We start from the raw sequence: 13608 nt of genomic DNA, 5'->3' as shown, positions 1-13608 counted from the left end.
TCGCCCGGATCGGGTTTGGCCGCGCATCTCTGCGCCGGACGGGATGCTCGGCTCTCGGCGGTCGCCACACGCACTCCTAGGAGCGGGCCGGACCGGGCGCAGGGCGCGCCTCAGCCAGGGAGTTGTGGACGCTGCCTGCTTAACGCACCGAGGAAAAAGCCTACCCGGCACGATCTTCCGCCGGAGCGGGGCACGCCGGAACCGGCGGCGGGCGTTCCCGGCCGGACTGTCTACTGTGGACTACCGACGGAGCGGCCCGTTCAGCCGCGCGGCCCCGCGGCGCGGCGAAGCCGGTTCGCGATCGCGAGCCCCAGCCCCTTCTCTTCCGGCAGCGACGCGACAATCAGGTCGCATCCCTTCCGGTCCAGCTCGCGCAGAAAGCCGTAAAGACCACGCGCGTACTCGGCCAGCGAAGCCGGAACCGCCACCACCGCGTGCGCATGCGGCGCTGCGACGTCCTGGGAAGGCGGCAGGAAGACACCCACCTGGTGCCCGAGTTTCCGCGCCCGCTCCGCTTCGGCGGCCACCTCGTCGGGCTCGACGAGAATCACCCGGGCCCGCGGCGCGTAGTGCGACGGATGCTGGCCAGGAACCCGGATCGGGCTCACGGACGGCACCTCGAGGGAACTCCCCAGCACCGCTTCGAGGTCTTCCCGCGGCACGCCGCCGGGCCGCAGCACGCTGAGGGTGTCGCTGGTGGCGTCGACGATGGTGGACTCGACACCGACCTGACAGGGACCGCCGTCCAGAATGAAATCGACAGCCTCGCCCAGCTCCGCGCGGACATGCTCGGCGGTGGTCGGGCTGACCGAGCCGAACCGGTTGGCCGACGGAGCCGCCGCGCCGCCGCCGAACGCCGACAGCAGCGCGAGCGCCACCGGATGGTCCGGGACGCGCACCCCCACCGTCTCCAGCCCGCCGGTCGCCGCCGACGACACGCGCGGGCCGCGCCGCAGCACCAAGGTGAGCGGTCCCGGCCAGAACTGCTCGGCCAGCAGCCGCGCGGGCTCGGGCACCTTCTCGACCCAGCCGTCCAGGTGCCCGGCGCCGGCGAGGTGCACGATCAGCGGATGCGTGGGCGGGCGGCCCTTCGCCTGGTAGATGCGGGACACCGCGGCCGGGTCCGAGGCGTCGGCACCCAGGCCGTAGACCGTCTCGGTCGGGAAGGCCACCAAGCCCCCGGCGCGCAGCACCCCGGCCGCCTTCTCGATGTCGCCAGCTGCCGCGGTCACGCTCGCACTCTCCTGCCAGACGGATAGCTTTCCTCGCCCCGTCAGCCTAAGCCGCGCGCGCCGGGCGGCTTCACCCGGCGGCGAACCGCGCCTCCACCGGGTCCGAATGCATCCGCACCAGGTCCGCGAGGTGGTTCACCAGCAGCAGACCCCAGCCGCCCTCTCGACATCGCCAGCTGCCGCAGATAGCTTCCCTCGCCCGTCAGCCAAGCCGCATGCGCCGGGCAGCTTCACCCGGCAGCGAACCGCGCCTCCACCGTCGACCCCGCCGGATCCGAATGCATCCGCACCAGATCCGCCAGATGGTTCACCAGCAGCAGACCCCGGCCGCCCTCTCGACATCGCCAGCTGCCGCAGATAGCTCTCCTCGCCCGTCAGCCCAAGCCTCCCCCGCCAGGCAGCTTCACCCGGCAGCGAACCGCGCCTCCACCGTCGACCCCGCCGGATCCGAATGCATCCGCACCAGATCCGCCAGATGGTTCACCAGCAAGAGACCCCGGCCGCGGACCTGGTCCGGGGCAGCCGGGACGCGACCGGCCATCGGATCCGCCAGCCAGCCCTCGTCCCGGACCTGGCAGACCAGCTCGCCGTCGGCGAACCCCAGCCGCACCACCGCGGCCCCGCTGCCGTGCTCGACGCTGTTGACCGCCAGCTCCGACACCGCCATCACCGCGTCCTCGACCCGGTCCTCGGGCAGGCCGTGCCGCCGCGCGGTCTCGGCGGTCACCGCCCGGAGGTCGACGAGGTCGGGTTCGGCGACGACGAAGGACCGGGCGCCGGGCGGGGGCGGCAGCTCGCGGTTGTAGTCGGCGACCACCGCGTCGGGCGCGTAGTCGCCGCTCGAGCGCCACTCCCCCGTGCCGTCGATCAGCCAGGGATGCGTGCGGAGCGCGTCGGCCAGCTCGGTCGCGCCGAGCGCTTCGGCGTCGTACGGGCACAGGATGGTGGCCCAGCGGCCCTCGAACGCCAGGTTGATCAACGCCTCGTGCTGCGCGCACGCCGGGTACTCCGTCGGCGACCGGCCGGCCCAGATCGGCTCTCCGACGATCCGCACGTGCCGGTCCGGATGCCCGTCGGCGAACGCGCGCAGCACGCCCGGGATGATCCGGCCCGGATTGCGGCCCGCCTCGGTCATGTCGACCAGCAGCACCCGCTCGGCGTCCGCGCCCAGTTCGGCCCGGACCAGGCTCACGTGCTCTGGCGGCGCGGCGACCGCGACCGGCTCGCCCGCCGCCAGCCCCTCGCGGACGAAGGCGACCACCCCTGCCGTGAACTCCTCGGCGCTTCGGTAGAAAAGCGCCGGATGCAGGAACGCCTGCTCCGAGTACTTCATGGACGCCCCGAAGGAAACACCGACATCTTCGCGGCCACCACGATCACTACCTCACCTCTGCCGTCCGCCGGACAGCTCGGTTCACCTTGCCCCTCAAGGCTAACCCAGCCGTCCGACAGTTCCGCACGCCCGACCGGACGCCGCGGTGCGACAGGCCCGGAGACCTGCCCTTCTGTCGCCGATCACGCCAGGTCGAGCACTGTCTTCCCCCGCCCGTGCCCGGAATCGAGCCGCTCGTGGGCCTGGCGCACCTGGTCGAGCGGCAGGACCTGGTCGACGACGGGACGGGCCTGGCCGCGCTCGAACAGCGGCGTCAGCTCCTCCAGCCGGCGACGCTCCCGGGTGAGCAGGATCCCGTGCAGCTGCTGATTCCGCTGGTAGAGGGAGCGCAGCTCGCCCTTCGGCGGCAGCACCGTCGCGATCCGGCCGAACGCCCGGGCCGCGGCGGAGCTCTTCGCGACGTTCTTCCCGCCGACGAGGTCCAGCACCGCGCCGGCACCCTGGCCGCCGGTGTGCTCGAACGCCGCTTCGACCGGGTCGGCCTCGTGGTAGTCGATCGGAACGGCACCCAGGTCACGCAGCAAATCCTGGTTGTCCGGGCCCGCCGTCGCCAGCACCCGGGCGCCCGCCGCGACCGCGAACTGCACGGCGAACGAGCCGACCCCGCCCGCACCGGCGTGCACCAGCACCGTCTCCCCCGGCCGGACCGCCAACCGGCGGACGATCGCCTCCCATGCCGTCCCGCCGGCGAGCGGGATCGCCGCTGCCTCGACGTGACTGAGCCCCCGGGGTTTGGGCACCGCGATGGCCGCCGAGACGACGTTCAGTTCGGTGTAACTGCCCAGGCGGGACGCCATTTCCGGGGTGTAGAACACCTCGTCGCCCTCGGCGAAGTCAGTCACGCCGGGGCCGACTGCCGCCACGACGCCCGAGACGTCGCCGCCCAGCACCGCGGGCAGTTCCAGATCCGGTATCGCCACCCCCTGCCGGATCTTCGCCTCCACCGGGTTCGTGCCGGACGCGAACACGCGCACCAGGATTTCGCCCGGCCCCGGCTCGGGACGCTCGACCTCGCGCAGCGTCAAGACGTCCGGGCCGCCGAACTCGTCCATCACCACAGCTCGCACAGACATTCCGCCCTGATACCCGGCACCGGCGCGGCGAAACGTCCTGTTCCGCGCCGAAGCCGAGCGGTCCACTGTGGACCGCTGCGCGACCGCCGGTTACCCGCCGCCCGGCCGGGTATCCCCGCCCGCATGGACACGTTGCTCGGGATCTACCTCAACGACCAGCTGGCCATGGGACTGGCCTGGCGCGAGCTGGCGCGCCGGGCAGCCCGCACCAACCAGGGCACCGAATTCGAGACGCCGCTGCGCGAGGTGGCGTCGGCGATCGCGGAGGACGTCGAGACTTTCCGCGGCATCATGCAGGCAGTTCCGGTGCGGGCGAATCCGGTCAAAGCCGGGCTCGCGATCGTGGCCGAGCGGCTGGGACGGTTCAAGCTGAACGGCAGGATCACGTCGCACTCGCCGCTGAGCCGGTTCTGGGAACTCGAGGCGCTGGCCATGGGGATCGAGGGCAAGAAGATCCTGTGGACCACGCTGCGCGACTCGGCGAACCTGGGAAAGCGGCTGGCCGACGTGGATTTCGACGCCCTCCTGCTGCGCGCGGACCGGCAGCGCTCGCTGCTGGAGCCGGCGCGCGTCCGGGCGGGCGAGGACGCGTTCGCCCGGCACTCCTGACCAGGCAGCGAAACCGAGGATCCCCCGGGCCCCGGCGCCTGGTTGTCGGAATTCCGCGGCGCAGCTACCGTGGCAGCATCGGTTCAGCAAGGAGCCGGCCGCCCAGCACAAGCGAGGCAGTCCAGCGCCGGTCCGCCTCCGCCGGTCCGCAGGAGGCCCCCGATGACTCACCCCGTTCGCCCGGCGAGGCTGCCCACCCGCGCAGCGCCCCTCGCGGACATCACCGTCAGCACCGCCGACGACAGCACGGTCGTCGCGGTCTCCGGAGACCTCGATTCTTCAAGCGCTGACACGTTTTTCGAGCACACCGTCACGGCGATCGCCCAGTCGCCCGGCGGAGTGATCGCCGATCTGGGCGCCGTCACGTTCTGCAGCTGCCGCGGGCTGTCCGTTGTGCTGGCGGCCGACCACACGGCTCGCCTCGCGGAGGTGTCCTTCACCGTGCTGGCGCGCCACCGCGCCGTGCTGCGTCCCCTCCGGCTGCTCGGCCTCGACCGGACCCTCGACGTCCGTCTCGTTCCGTTGCCCCGCAAGGAACTCTCGTAACCGCGGGCGGTTTGCGCCTCCGATCAGCCGGGTAGCCGGGGAGTTCGGCAAGACTTCGCTGAACTCCGAGGAAAGGTGCCCATGGCTGCTGCAGCGCATTACGTCGAGGTCAACGCTCCCGCGCAGGCGTGCTACGACTGGTGGCGTCCGCTGACCCGGCTGCCGGAGCTCTTCTCCGAAGTCCAGTCGGTCGAAGCCCTGGACGGCGACGGGACGCGCACCCGGTGGAAGGTCGACGGACCCGCGGGGTCCACAGTGGAATGGCAGGCCCGGATCGTCGAGGACGCACCGCCGCGCAAGATCGCCTGGACCACGGTCGACGACGCCGATCCGGACGTGCGCAACTCCGGCGTCGTCCGGTTCGACGACAAGGGCCACGGCCGCACCGGCGTGGAGATCTCCCTCGAATACGAGCCCCCGGCAGGCAAACTCGGCGAGGCGGTCGCTTCGCTGCTGGCCGATCCGCAGAAGAAGGTCGAGCGGGCTGCCGAACAGTTTCGGACGGTCATCGAAGCCCGGTGACCACGGTCTCGCGCCCCTTTACGGTGCATCCACGCCCGGACGCGGTTCTCGCCTACCTGACGGCAGCTCGCGTACGCGCTCAACGGCTTGATCGGTGAACCGACGGCCTGCTCAGCGCTTCTGCGCCGCGCGAACCACTTCGAGCACCTGGTTCGCCTCATCGCCCACGAACAGCGCCAGCGGGGCGATCAGCGCTCCGCTGGCGCGATGCCCGGTGAGTTCGCGCTTCTCCCGGTCGCCGAACTCGACCGCTCGCCCGCCCCGGTAGTCGGTGATCGAAGGCTGCACGAGATCCGCCAGGCGCTCAGTGCGCCAGATCGGCCGCCCCCACCACAGGCCTTCGACCAAGACCCGCCGGGTCGTGACGGTGTAGCGGCCGCGGGTGAGCGTCCTCTTCATGCTGTACCGCTCGAGCAGCGTGCAGGTCAGCGCGATCCCCGCGACGCGGAACACGATGTCCCAGCCCCCGGCGGCACCGAGCACGAACAGTCCGAGCACACACCCGAGGAACCCCAGCCGCAGCCACCGGTTTCTCCGTTCGGGCGGCGATTGGCCGGTCCACAGCACCGTTTCGCCAGGTTCCAGCTCCTCCGGTCTTCGTCCTCCCATGCCGAACGCATACCCGGCCAGCCCGCTCCCGAAGCCGGATCCGCGTTCTGCCGGGAGTCAGGCCGCGATGCTACGGGTGAACGCGACCCGGTCCAAGCCCGGCCCGTCGTAATCCGGGAGTACGTCGGACACCTCGAACCCGAGCCGGGCGTGGTACGCGCGCGACGCGGTGTTCTGCGGGCTGGTGATGCACTTCACCTTGCGCACCCCCGATTCCCGCACCTGCCCGAAGAACCACTCGTACAGCGAACGGCCGATCCCCTGCCCGTGCAGCGCCGGGTCGACACCGACGAAGTGGATGTAGGCGGTGTCGGGGTCGGTCTGCGAGACGAAGCCGATCAGGAAGGCCGCCAGCGTCCCGTCCGGACGCTCCACCAGGCGGCTCGTCGTGGTGAAGTGCTGGAAGTACAGCCGCGGCACCAGCAGCGCCCGCTCCTGCGCACCGGCTTCGCCCTTCAGGCCGCCCCACCACGGTCCCAGCGCGGCGAGCACGCGCGCGTGGTCGTTTTCGGTCGGCTGGCGGAAAGTCAGGTCGGCACTCATGTCCCGACCCTCTCGTTTCCGCGCCCGCCGGGCAACCTGGTTACCGGCGCGGGTCGACGTGGATCTTCGGCGCCCCCGCCGGCCGCTCCCCGCCGAGCACCGCCGCGACCTCGCCCAACCCGACCGTCGCCGCCACCAGCGGCCGCGGATCCACCTCGCCGGACGCGTACGCGTCGATCGCCTGCGCCAAGCCCGGCGAACCGCTCAGCACCCCGATCGCGGTGACGTCTTTCAGCGCCAGCATCCGCGTGTCCAGCAGGCTCGGCCGCCCGGACAGCCCGATGCAGACGATCCGGCCCGCGGGTTCGACCACCTCGGCAGCGAGCGCGGGAGCGGAGGGGTCGCCGGTCGCGTCGACCACCGCGTCGAACGGCGGCTCCGGAACGCTCGTCCCGGCGGAAAAACCCAAGCCGCGCGCGAATTCCACCGACCACAGCGTCGCGCCGACGAGGTGGACCTCGCTTCCCGCGGCTCGGAGGAACAGCGCGGTGAGCAACCCGATCGTCCCCGGGCCGAGGACCAGCACCCGTTCGCCCGCGGCCGCCCGCGCCGCCCGGAAGGCGTTGCCGCCCGGTTCGGCCAGCGCGCCCGCGACGGGATCCACCGTGTCCGGCAGTTCGTGCAGCGAGCGCACCGGCACGGCGAGGCGTTCGGCGAGCGCACCCGCCCGGCCGCCGCGGATGCCGACCTCCTGCCGGTCCGCGCAGACGTGCTGATGCCCGCCCCGGCACCGCCGGCAGTCCCCGCACCCGAGCATCGTGTCGCCGGTGACGCGGCGGCCGACCCACGCCGGATGCACGCCCCGGCCGACCGCCGACACCGTGCCGCACCATTCGTGGCCGAGCCGCATCGGGTACCGGGCGTGCCCTTCGGCGAGGTACTGCATTTCGCCGGTGAAGAACTCGACGTCGGTGCCGCACACCCCGGCCCGCTCCACGTCGACCACGACCTCGCCGACCCCGGCTTCCGGCTCCGGCACCTCGGCAGGCCCGGCCTCCCCCGGTCCGGTCACCACGAACGCCCGCATGGCCCCGATCGTAGCGGCGCTCAGCCGGTCACGCGCTCGCGCAGGAACGCCGCCGTCGCCGGGTCGGCCGGATAGAACGACTCGATCACCAGCTCGGCGACCGTCACGTCCAGCGGCGTCCCGAAGGTCGCGACCGTGCTGAAGAACGTCAGCTCCAGATCCCCGTGCCGGTAGCGCAACGGCACGAAAATGTCGCCCGGGCCGGGGATCTCCACCTCGGGGACCTCGTCGTCGCACGGATACCCGCGCAGTTCCTCCAGCAGCTCGGCCAGTCCCGCGTCCGCGGTCTGCTCGACCTGACGACGCAGCCGGCCCAGCAGATGCGCGCGCCATTCCCCCAGGTTCAGCACCCGCGGCGCCATCCCGTCCGGGTGCAGCGTCGCGCGCAGCACGTTCACCGGACCGGTCAGCAGCGACGGCGCGATGCCCTCGGTGAGCACGCCGAGGCTGAGGTTGGCGTCGACGAGGTTCCAGCCGCGGTCGACCACCGCCGCCGGATACGGGTCATGCCCGGCGAGCAGCCGCCGGACGGCCTCGCGGATCACGGTCATTTCCGGCGCTCCGATGTCGGACTCGCCGTAGGCGGGCGCGTAGCCCGCGGCGAGCAGCAGGCGGTTGCGTTCGCGCAGCGGGATGTCGAGATGCTCGCCCAGCCGCAGCACCATGTCGCGGCTCGGCTTGGACCGGCCGGTCTCCACGAAGCTCAGGTGGCGCGTCGAGATGTCCGCCGAGATCGCGAGATCGAGCTGGCTGATGCGGCGGCGGTCGCGCCATTCCCGGAGCAGTTCGCCGATCGGGGCCTTCACCGTGGTCGTCACGCGTCCGAAGCTACGGGGTCGCGCGCCGGGAGACCATTACCCCTGAGGTAACGGCGCGTGCACCACCAACGCCTCCGCCAGCGGCTTGCGGTCCAGATCCGGCACCTCGCAATCCGGTGCCGGATAACCCACCGGGAACAAGATGTACGGCCGCTCAGTCACCGGCCGCTCGAAAACCTCGTTGAGGAAACCCATCGGATTCGGCGTGTGCGTCAACGTCGCCAGCCCCATCGTGTGCAGCGCCGTGATGAACATGCCGCACGCGATCCCGACGCTCTCGTTGACGTAGTAGTTCTTCCGCAGCGAACCGTCCGGCAGCGGGGTGCTCTTCTGCGCGAACGCGACCACCAGCCACGGCGCGACCTCGAGGAATTCCTTGTGCTCGTCCGTTTCGAGCCGGGCGAGCGCCGCGTGCCAGTCCGGCGCGTTGCGTTCGCGGTAGAACTTCCGCTCCTCGACCTCCGCCGCCTCGCGCACCGCGCGCTTGACGTCCGGGTCGGCCGTCGCGACGAACGTCCACGGCTGGTGGTGCGCCCCGCTCGGCGCGGTGTTCGCGATCCGCACCGCGGTCTCGATCGCTTCGAGCGGCACCGGGTCCGGGGAGAACCAGCGGACCGACCGGCGGCGGTCGAGCAGCCGGTACAGCTCCTGCCCGCGCGCGAGGCTCTCCTCCGGGGACAGCCGCGGCGGCGCGTACGGGACGAACGGGTGCTGGTGCCGGGTCATGCCCCGACCCTGCCGCGTCGGCGGTCATCGGTCCAGTTCACATTTCTGGTGAAGGACATAAGCTGAACTGATGTCTCCCTCGTTGCGCCAGCTCGAGTACCTGGTCGCGGTCGCGGACACCGGCGGCCTCACCGCGGCCGCGGACAGCTGCCACGTGTCGCAGTCGGCGGTGTCGCTGGCGATCGCTTCGCTGGAACGGACTTTGGGCGTCCAGCTCATCCTCCGCGGCCCCGGCCGCACGACCGCGCTGACCGACGCCGGCCGCCAGGTCGTCGGCGAGGCCCGCGCGGTGCTCACCTCGGTGGCGGAACTCGGCACCACCGCCCGCGACTACGGCCAAGACCTCGCCGGACGCCTGAATTTCGGCTGCTACACCCCTCTCGCGCCACTCCACGTCCCCGCCGCGCTGGCGACTTTCCGCACCCAGCACCCGGAAGTCGACGTCTCCTTCGTCGAAGGAACCCTGCCGGACCTGCAGCATCTCCTGCGGGAAGGCCGCTGCGACCTCGCCGTGCTGTACCGGCAGGATCTCGTGCCGGGCATCGCAGTGGACCAGCTTTACGACCAGCCGCCGAGCGTGCTCCTCCCGTCGGCGCATCCCTTGGCGCGCCGGAAGACGGTTTCGTTGCGCGCCTTGGCCGACGAGCCGTTCATCCTGCTGGACGTACCGCCGTCGGAACGCTATTTCCGGGACGTCTTCGCCGCGGTCGGCCTGCCGATGCCGGTCGCACACCGCACGACGAGCTTCGAACTCGCTCGCGCGTTAGTGGCTCGAGGACTCGGCTACACCCTCTCGGTGCAGCGACCGCCGCTGGAACTTTCCGTCGAGGGCACGCCATTCGCGGTACGTCCGCTGCGCGAGCGAGTCCCGACGACTCCGGTCGTGCTGGCCCGCGCGGAGGGTGCGCGGCTGACTCGGCGGGCGGAGACGTTTCGCACTTTCTGCCGGGAGTTTTTCGGTGCTAGAGCGTGATTCCGCGTGGTTCGCGGCCGAGAAGCTCGGCCAGTACTGGGCTCGTCTCGGCAAAGTGGCCTTGCCGGGAGGCCTCGAACATCGACAGCTTCATCCGCGCCACCTCCTCCGGCTCGCCCGCGACCCACTCCTCGTCCGCTACTACCACGCGCCGCACCGCACGCCCGCTGACCCGCGACGCGAGCTCGGCCACGTCGTCGAACGTCACCGCCTGCCGCGCGGTCAGCGCAACCGGCCCGTCGAACTTCCTGTCCCCGGCCAGAATCACCGCCGCCGCTTCCGCGACATCAGCCCGATCGGTCCACGAAACCGGGCCGTCCTCCGGAGCCGCGATCACCCCGTCCTCCCGCCAGTTCCCGAGCAGCCAGCCGATGCTGTGCGCATAAAAACCGTTGCGCAGCGCGGTCCACGCGACCCCGGACCCGGCGAGGATCCGCTCGGTCGCCGCGTGCTCCGGGCCTGGCGGAAAAGGTGTGTCCATCCGGGAATTCTGATGGCTGGTGTACAGAATCCGTTGCGCCCCGGCCGCTATCGCCGCCTCGACGCCGGCACGATGCAGGCCGACCCCGTCCGCGCGCGGATCGTTCGAGGAAACCAGCAGGACTTTTTCGGCCCCTTCAAACGATTTCCGCAGTGCCTCGGGATCCTCGTAGGACCCCTGCCGCACCCGTACGCCCCGGTCCGCTAAGTGTCGCGCCTTGGCGACATCCCGGACGCTCACGCCGATCTCCTCCGCCGGGACGCGCTTGAGCAGATGCTCCACAGTCGCCCCGTTGAGCGCGCCGGTCGCCCCCGTGATCACGATCATCTCCGGACTCCCTTCAGCAATGGCAGCAGGATGTCGTCCACGAGATGCCGCAGGAACCGGTCGTCGCACGGTTCGCCGGCGAAGACGATCCGGTGCACGATCACTCCCGGCGCGACCTCGGCGAACAGCTCGGCCGCACCAGGCGCCGATGCGGTCTGCCGCACCCGATCCGCCATCGCCGCCTGGTCCCGGTGCAGGATCCGGCGCATCTCGTCCGCGAGCCGCGGATCGCTGCGCATCCCCGCGAACAGCGCGCCCAGCACCCCGATCTCCTGCTCGGCGATCTCGCGCGCCAGCCATCGCACGACGGCCAGCAAGTTTTCCCGCAGTCCGCCGGAGACGGCCTCGGGCGGAGCCGAGGTTTGCCGCTGCTCCGCTGCCGCCGCGACGACCGCCGCCTTGTCGCGGTACCGCCGGTAAACCGTCGTCTTGGCAACCCCGGCGCGGGCCGCGATCGCCTCGATGGACAACTGGTCGTAGCCGACTTCGGGCAGCAGCGCCAAGGCCGCCTCGTGGATCGCGGCATCCCTTCGGGCATCACGCGGCCTGCCCACCGAGAACTCCTCCGACACGATGCCTCTTTTCGATACGCTCCCGTTGCGTATCGAAAGTACGCCCGAGCCGGCACCCCGTCAACCGGGCCAAGGCAGGACGGTCAGCTCCGGCCATTGTTCCTGCCAGCGCCGGGCTTTCGCCTCGTAACTGCTCCGCGGCGCGTGTCCGGGATTGGGCCGGACGACGAGATTGAACATGTCCGCGAACCCGTGCGGCGCGTAGACCTGCCACTCCCCTCCTTCGGCCAACCGGATCCCCAGACAGGGCGTCGTGGACGGGAACGAGTCGATGGCCGCCTCGGTGGACGGGTACGGCGCGCACGGGACGCCGAAGCGGTCCTCGTACCAGAGATGCACCCGCGCCTCGTTGCGGATTTCCACCGTGATCGGGAGATCCCCGAACCTCCGGGCGCCCTCCTCGATGACCGCGTTCTCCGCGTCCCAGCTGAGATCCGAGTCGTCGAAGTAGAACAGGTCGTAATCCTTGATGCTCTCGGCGGGCGGGCGTCCGGTCACCACGTTCCACACGGTCTGGCACAGGCAGCCCGCGGTCAGGTACCAGCCGGGAAGAGCCAGTTTCGCCGCCCGTGCCAGCACTTCCGGCACCAGCTCGTTGCGCGTCACGAGCTCGCGGAATGTCCCGAGCTGCCTGTCGATCGCCATCCGGCCGTAGTCCATGCCCCGGTTTAGCACGGCCAGCCGATTACCTCCCGCGTAATCGACCAGCCGCCGATCGTCGGCCAGGCTTGGCCCTACCGAAAACGGGACAACACAAGGAGAACCCCGACATGACCACCACCGCACCGACCGCAGCCGACCTCGCCCGCCGTTACGTCGACGTCTGGAACGAGACCGACCCGCAGCGGCGCCGCCAGCTCGTCTCAGAGGTCTTCGCGCCGGGCGCGACCTACACCGATCCGCTCGGCGCGGTCGCCGGCCAGGACGAGATCGACGGATTCATCGGCGGCGCGCAGGCGCAGTTCGCCGGACTCGTCTTCAGCCTGCCCGCGGAGCCGGACGCGCACCACGATCTCGCGCGGTTCCAGTGGCACCTGTGCGCTCCCGGCGCCGCTGAGCCGATCGCGATCGGGTTCGACGTCGTGGAGATCGCCGACGGCCGGATCGCCAAGGTGCACGGCTTCCTGGACAAGATTCCGGGCTGAGCCGCCGGAAACGCCGGGGATGTGGTCTTGACCACAGGCACGAGGTTCAGACCACCCGGGAGGTCTGAACCTCACCCGGCCAAGCCGCCACGCCGCGAAACAGGCGTGGCCCTCCCCACTCTGTCCGTACCCCGCGGGGCGCCTGAGAGTTTCACCCGCGTGGATAGCCGGGTTTGCACCGTCGGCGGCACCGGCTGGTGGTCTCCTGCCGATGCGCTTTCCAGAGGCGTCTCGTCCGCGCGGTCCAGGGTGCCTGAGAGGTTCCGGGGAGGACTTGCTCCTTCGGCGCCGGACCGGGGATGCCGGTTCGGTCTCTCCCGCGCGGGTTCGTCGACCGCGCGCCCAGTCTAGCGCGGACGAAGATCAGCCCGTGCGGCGGGCGTTGCGGCGCTGGGTCAGCTCGTCCGGCACGACGGCCTCGACCAGTCCGCCGTCGGCGCGCTCGGCCGGGAACTCGTGGATGGTGCCGCTGATCTCCTGCATCGCCCCGCTGACCGCGATGCCGAACACGCCCTGGCCGCCCTGGAGCAGATCCACGATCTCCTCCGGCGACGTGCATTCGTACACCGTGGTGCCGTCGGAGAACAGCGTGACCTTCGCCAGGTCGCGCACCCCGCGCACGCGCAGATGGTCGACCGCGACGCGGATGTTCTGCAGCGAGACCCCGGTGTCCAGCAGGCGCTTCACGACCTTCAGGACCAGGATGTCCTTGAACGAGTACAGCCGCTGCGACCCCGAACCGTGCGCCGTCCGGATGCTGGGCGCGACCAGCTTCGTGCGCGCCCAGTAGTCCAGCTGGCGGTAGGTGATCCCGGCGATCTGGCAGGCCGCGGGACCGCGGTAGCCGACCAGCTCGTCGGGCAGCGAGGCGTCGGGGAACAGCTCGCCCTGCTCGCCGTCGGCGACAGGTCCGGCAGGTATCTCCGGACGACCAGCCTCGACCACCGCAAGCCTCCCCTCGCCCGGCCTCGCGGCGGGGCGTTCGACAGGCCGGTCGAGCCCAGGATCGGGA

At 71.1% G+C, this 13608-nt stretch carries 17 protein-coding genes and 1 riboswitch; of the genes, 5 read left to right on the top strand and 12 right to left on the bottom strand.

Annotation, left to right across the window (positions count from 1 at the left end):
• Nucleotides 1–260: 260 nt before the first annotated feature.
• From WA670_RS13410 to WA670_RS13400, 3 genes are all read right to left on the bottom strand, one after another.
• Complete coding sequence (locus WA670_RS13410; protein WP_336157863.1) at nucleotides 261–1232, bottom strand: L-threonylcarbamoyladenylate synthase; 972 nt, start codon at nucleotides 1230–1232, stop codon at nucleotides 261–263.
• Between the two features lie 403 nt (nucleotides 1233–1635).
• Complete coding sequence (locus WA670_RS13405) at nucleotides 1636–2565, bottom strand: sensor histidine kinase (protein ID WP_336157862.1); 930 nt, start codon at nucleotides 2563–2565, stop codon at nucleotides 1636–1638.
• 182 nt (nucleotides 2566–2747) lie between these two features.
• Nucleotides 2748–3698, bottom strand: a complete 951-nt coding sequence (locus WA670_RS13400; RefSeq protein ID WP_336157861.1) for a zinc-binding dehydrogenase — start codon at nucleotides 3696–3698, stop codon at nucleotides 2748–2750.
• 123 nt (nucleotides 3699–3821) lie between these two features.
• Between WA670_RS13400 and WA670_RS13395 the strand changes: the two genes are divergently transcribed.
• From WA670_RS13395 to WA670_RS13385, 3 genes are all read left to right on the top strand, one after another.
• Nucleotides 3822–4307, top strand: coding sequence for a hypothetical protein (locus tag WA670_RS13395; RefSeq protein WP_134661611.1), 486 nt, complete (start codon nucleotides 3822–3824; stop codon nucleotides 4305–4307).
• 162 nt (nucleotides 4308–4469) lie between these two features.
• Nucleotides 4470–4853 (top strand): STAS domain-containing protein, encoded by a 384-nt coding sequence (locus WA670_RS13390; RefSeq protein WP_336157860.1) that lies wholly within the window; start codon nucleotides 4470–4472, stop codon nucleotides 4851–4853.
• 81 nt (nucleotides 4854–4934) lie between these two features.
• A complete protein-coding gene (locus WA670_RS13385; RefSeq protein WP_336157859.1) occupies nucleotides 4935–5375 on the top strand; it encodes an SRPBCC family protein in 441 nt (146 codons plus the stop codon).
• Between the two features lie 111 nt (nucleotides 5376–5486).
• On the opposite strand, the gene WA670_RS13380 is transcribed toward WA670_RS13385, so the two are convergent.
• From WA670_RS13380 to WA670_RS13360, 5 genes are read right to left on the bottom strand one after another with little or no spacing between them, the layout of a single operon-like run.
• Nucleotides 5487–5984 (bottom strand): hypothetical protein, encoded by a 498-nt coding sequence (locus tag WA670_RS13380; RefSeq protein WP_336157858.1) that lies wholly within the window; start codon nucleotides 5982–5984, stop codon nucleotides 5487–5489.
• Nucleotides 5985–6041: 57 nt separating this feature from the next.
• On the bottom strand, nucleotides 6042–6527 hold the full coding sequence (locus WA670_RS13375) for a GNAT family N-acetyltransferase (protein ID WP_037805737.1): 486 nt from the start codon (nucleotides 6525–6527) through the stop codon (nucleotides 6042–6044).
• Nucleotides 6528–6567: 40 nt separating this feature from the next.
• Nucleotides 6568–7554, bottom strand: coding sequence for a zinc-dependent alcohol dehydrogenase (locus tag WA670_RS13370; protein WP_336157857.1), 987 nt, complete (start codon nucleotides 7552–7554; stop codon nucleotides 6568–6570).
• Between the two features lie 20 nt (nucleotides 7555–7574).
• Entirely contained in the window at nucleotides 7575–8372 is a 798-nt protein-coding gene (locus tag WA670_RS13365; protein WP_043834352.1) for a helix-turn-helix domain-containing protein, read from the bottom strand.
• Between the two features lie 36 nt (nucleotides 8373–8408).
• On the bottom strand, nucleotides 8409–9098 hold the full coding sequence (locus tag WA670_RS13360; protein ID WP_238605907.1) for a nitroreductase family protein: 690 nt from the start codon (nucleotides 9096–9098) through the stop codon (nucleotides 8409–8411).
• 70 nt (nucleotides 9099–9168) lie between these two features.
• On the opposite strand from WA670_RS13360, the gene WA670_RS13355 reads away from it, so the two are divergent.
• Complete coding sequence (locus WA670_RS13355; protein WP_238605906.1) at nucleotides 9169–10071, top strand: LysR family transcriptional regulator; 903 nt, start codon at nucleotides 9169–9171, stop codon at nucleotides 10069–10071.
• Here WA670_RS13355 and WA670_RS13350 read toward each other — a convergent pair.
• The 3 genes from WA670_RS13350 to WA670_RS13340 are packed head-to-tail and all read right to left on the bottom strand — an operon-like array spanning nucleotide 10061 to nucleotide 12096.
• On the bottom strand, nucleotides 10061–10879 hold the full coding sequence (locus tag WA670_RS13350) for an SDR family oxidoreductase (protein WP_336157856.1): 819 nt from the start codon (nucleotides 10877–10879) through the stop codon (nucleotides 10061–10063). The two genes, WA670_RS13355 and WA670_RS13350, sit on opposite strands and share 11 nt — an antisense overlap.
• Nucleotides 10876–11451 carry a TetR/AcrR family transcriptional regulator gene (locus WA670_RS13345; RefSeq protein WP_336157855.1) on the bottom strand — a complete coding sequence of 192 codons (576 nt, stop codon included), beginning with the start codon at nucleotides 11449–11451 and terminating at the stop codon, nucleotides 10876–10878. Before WA670_RS13345 ends, WA670_RS13350 begins: the two co-directional genes overlap by 4 nt.
• A gap of 60 nt (nucleotides 11452–11511) precedes the next feature.
• Nucleotides 11512–12096, bottom strand: coding sequence for a nucleotidyltransferase family protein (locus WA670_RS13340; RefSeq protein ID WP_240691194.1), 585 nt, complete (start codon nucleotides 12094–12096; stop codon nucleotides 11512–11514).
• A gap of 125 nt (nucleotides 12097–12221) precedes the next feature.
• On the opposite strand from WA670_RS13340, the gene WA670_RS13335 reads away from it, so the two are divergent.
• Nucleotides 12222–12596 (top strand): nuclear transport factor 2 family protein, encoded by a 375-nt coding sequence (locus WA670_RS13335; protein ID WP_238605902.1) that lies wholly within the window; start codon nucleotides 12222–12224, stop codon nucleotides 12594–12596.
• A 230-nt stretch (nucleotides 12597–12826) separates the two neighbouring features.
• Nucleotides 12827–12926, bottom strand: a riboswitch (glycine riboswitch).
• A gap of 33 nt (nucleotides 12927–12959) precedes the next feature.
• Here WA670_RS13335 and WA670_RS13330 read toward each other — a convergent pair.
• Entirely contained in the window at nucleotides 12960–13541 is a 582-nt protein-coding gene (locus WA670_RS13330) for a MerR family transcriptional regulator (protein ID WP_009078853.1), read from the bottom strand.
• Nucleotides 13542–13608 lie beyond the last annotated feature (67 nt).

The organism is Amycolatopsis sp. VC5-11, from assembly GCF_037034185.1.
In the GTDB taxonomy this organism is placed as follows: Bacteria; Actinomycetota; Actinomycetes; order Mycobacteriales; family Pseudonocardiaceae; genus Amycolatopsis; species Amycolatopsis nivea.
The sequence above is the reverse complement of the archived record's forward strand: the minus strand, read 5'-3'. Positions and strand labels throughout refer to the sequence as shown.

Coding starts and splice junctions, on each gene's coding strand:
- WA670_RS13405 (WP_336157862.1), bottom strand. CDS start 2,565: ATGAAGTACTCGGAGCAGGCGTTCCTGCATCCGGCGCTTTTCTACCGA.
- WA670_RS13400 (WP_336157861.1), bottom strand. CDS start 3,698: ATGTCTGTGCGAGCTGTGGTGATGGACGAGTTCGGCGGCCCGGACGTC.
- WA670_RS13395 (WP_134661611.1), top strand. CDS start 3,822: ATGGACACGTTGCTCGGGATCTACCTCAACGACCAGCTGGCCATGGGA.
- WA670_RS13390 (WP_336157860.1), top strand. CDS start 4,470: ATGACTCACCCCGTTCGCCCGGCGAGGCTGCCCACCCGCGCAGCGCCC.
- WA670_RS13385 (WP_336157859.1), top strand. CDS start 4,935: ATGGCTGCTGCAGCGCATTACGTCGAGGTCAACGCTCCCGCGCAGGCG.
- WA670_RS13380 (WP_336157858.1), bottom strand. CDS start 5,984: ATGGGAGGACGAAGACCGGAGGAGCTGGAACCTGGCGAAACGGTGCTG.
- WA670_RS13375 (WP_037805737.1), bottom strand. CDS start 6,527: ATGAGTGCCGACCTGACTTTCCGCCAGCCGACCGAAAACGACCACGCG.
- WA670_RS13370 (WP_336157857.1), bottom strand. CDS start 7,554: ATGCGGGCGTTCGTGGTGACCGGACCGGGGGAGGCCGGGCCTGCCGAG.
- WA670_RS13360 (WP_238605907.1), bottom strand. CDS start 9,098: ATGACCCGGCACCAGCACCCGTTCGTCCCGTACGCGCCGCCGCGGCTG.
- WA670_RS13355 (WP_238605906.1), top strand. CDS start 9,169: ATGTCTCCCTCGTTGCGCCAGCTCGAGTACCTGGTCGCGGTCGCGGAC.
- WA670_RS13350 (WP_336157856.1), bottom strand. CDS start 10,879: ATGATCGTGATCACGGGGGCGACCGGCGCGCTCAACGGGGCGACTGTG.
- WA670_RS13340 (WP_240691194.1), bottom strand. CDS start 12,096: ATGGCGATCGACAGGCAGCTCGGGACATTCCGCGAGCTCGTGACGCGC.
- WA670_RS13335 (WP_238605902.1), top strand. CDS start 12,222: ATGACCACCACCGCACCGACCGCAGCCGACCTCGCCCGCCGTTACGTC.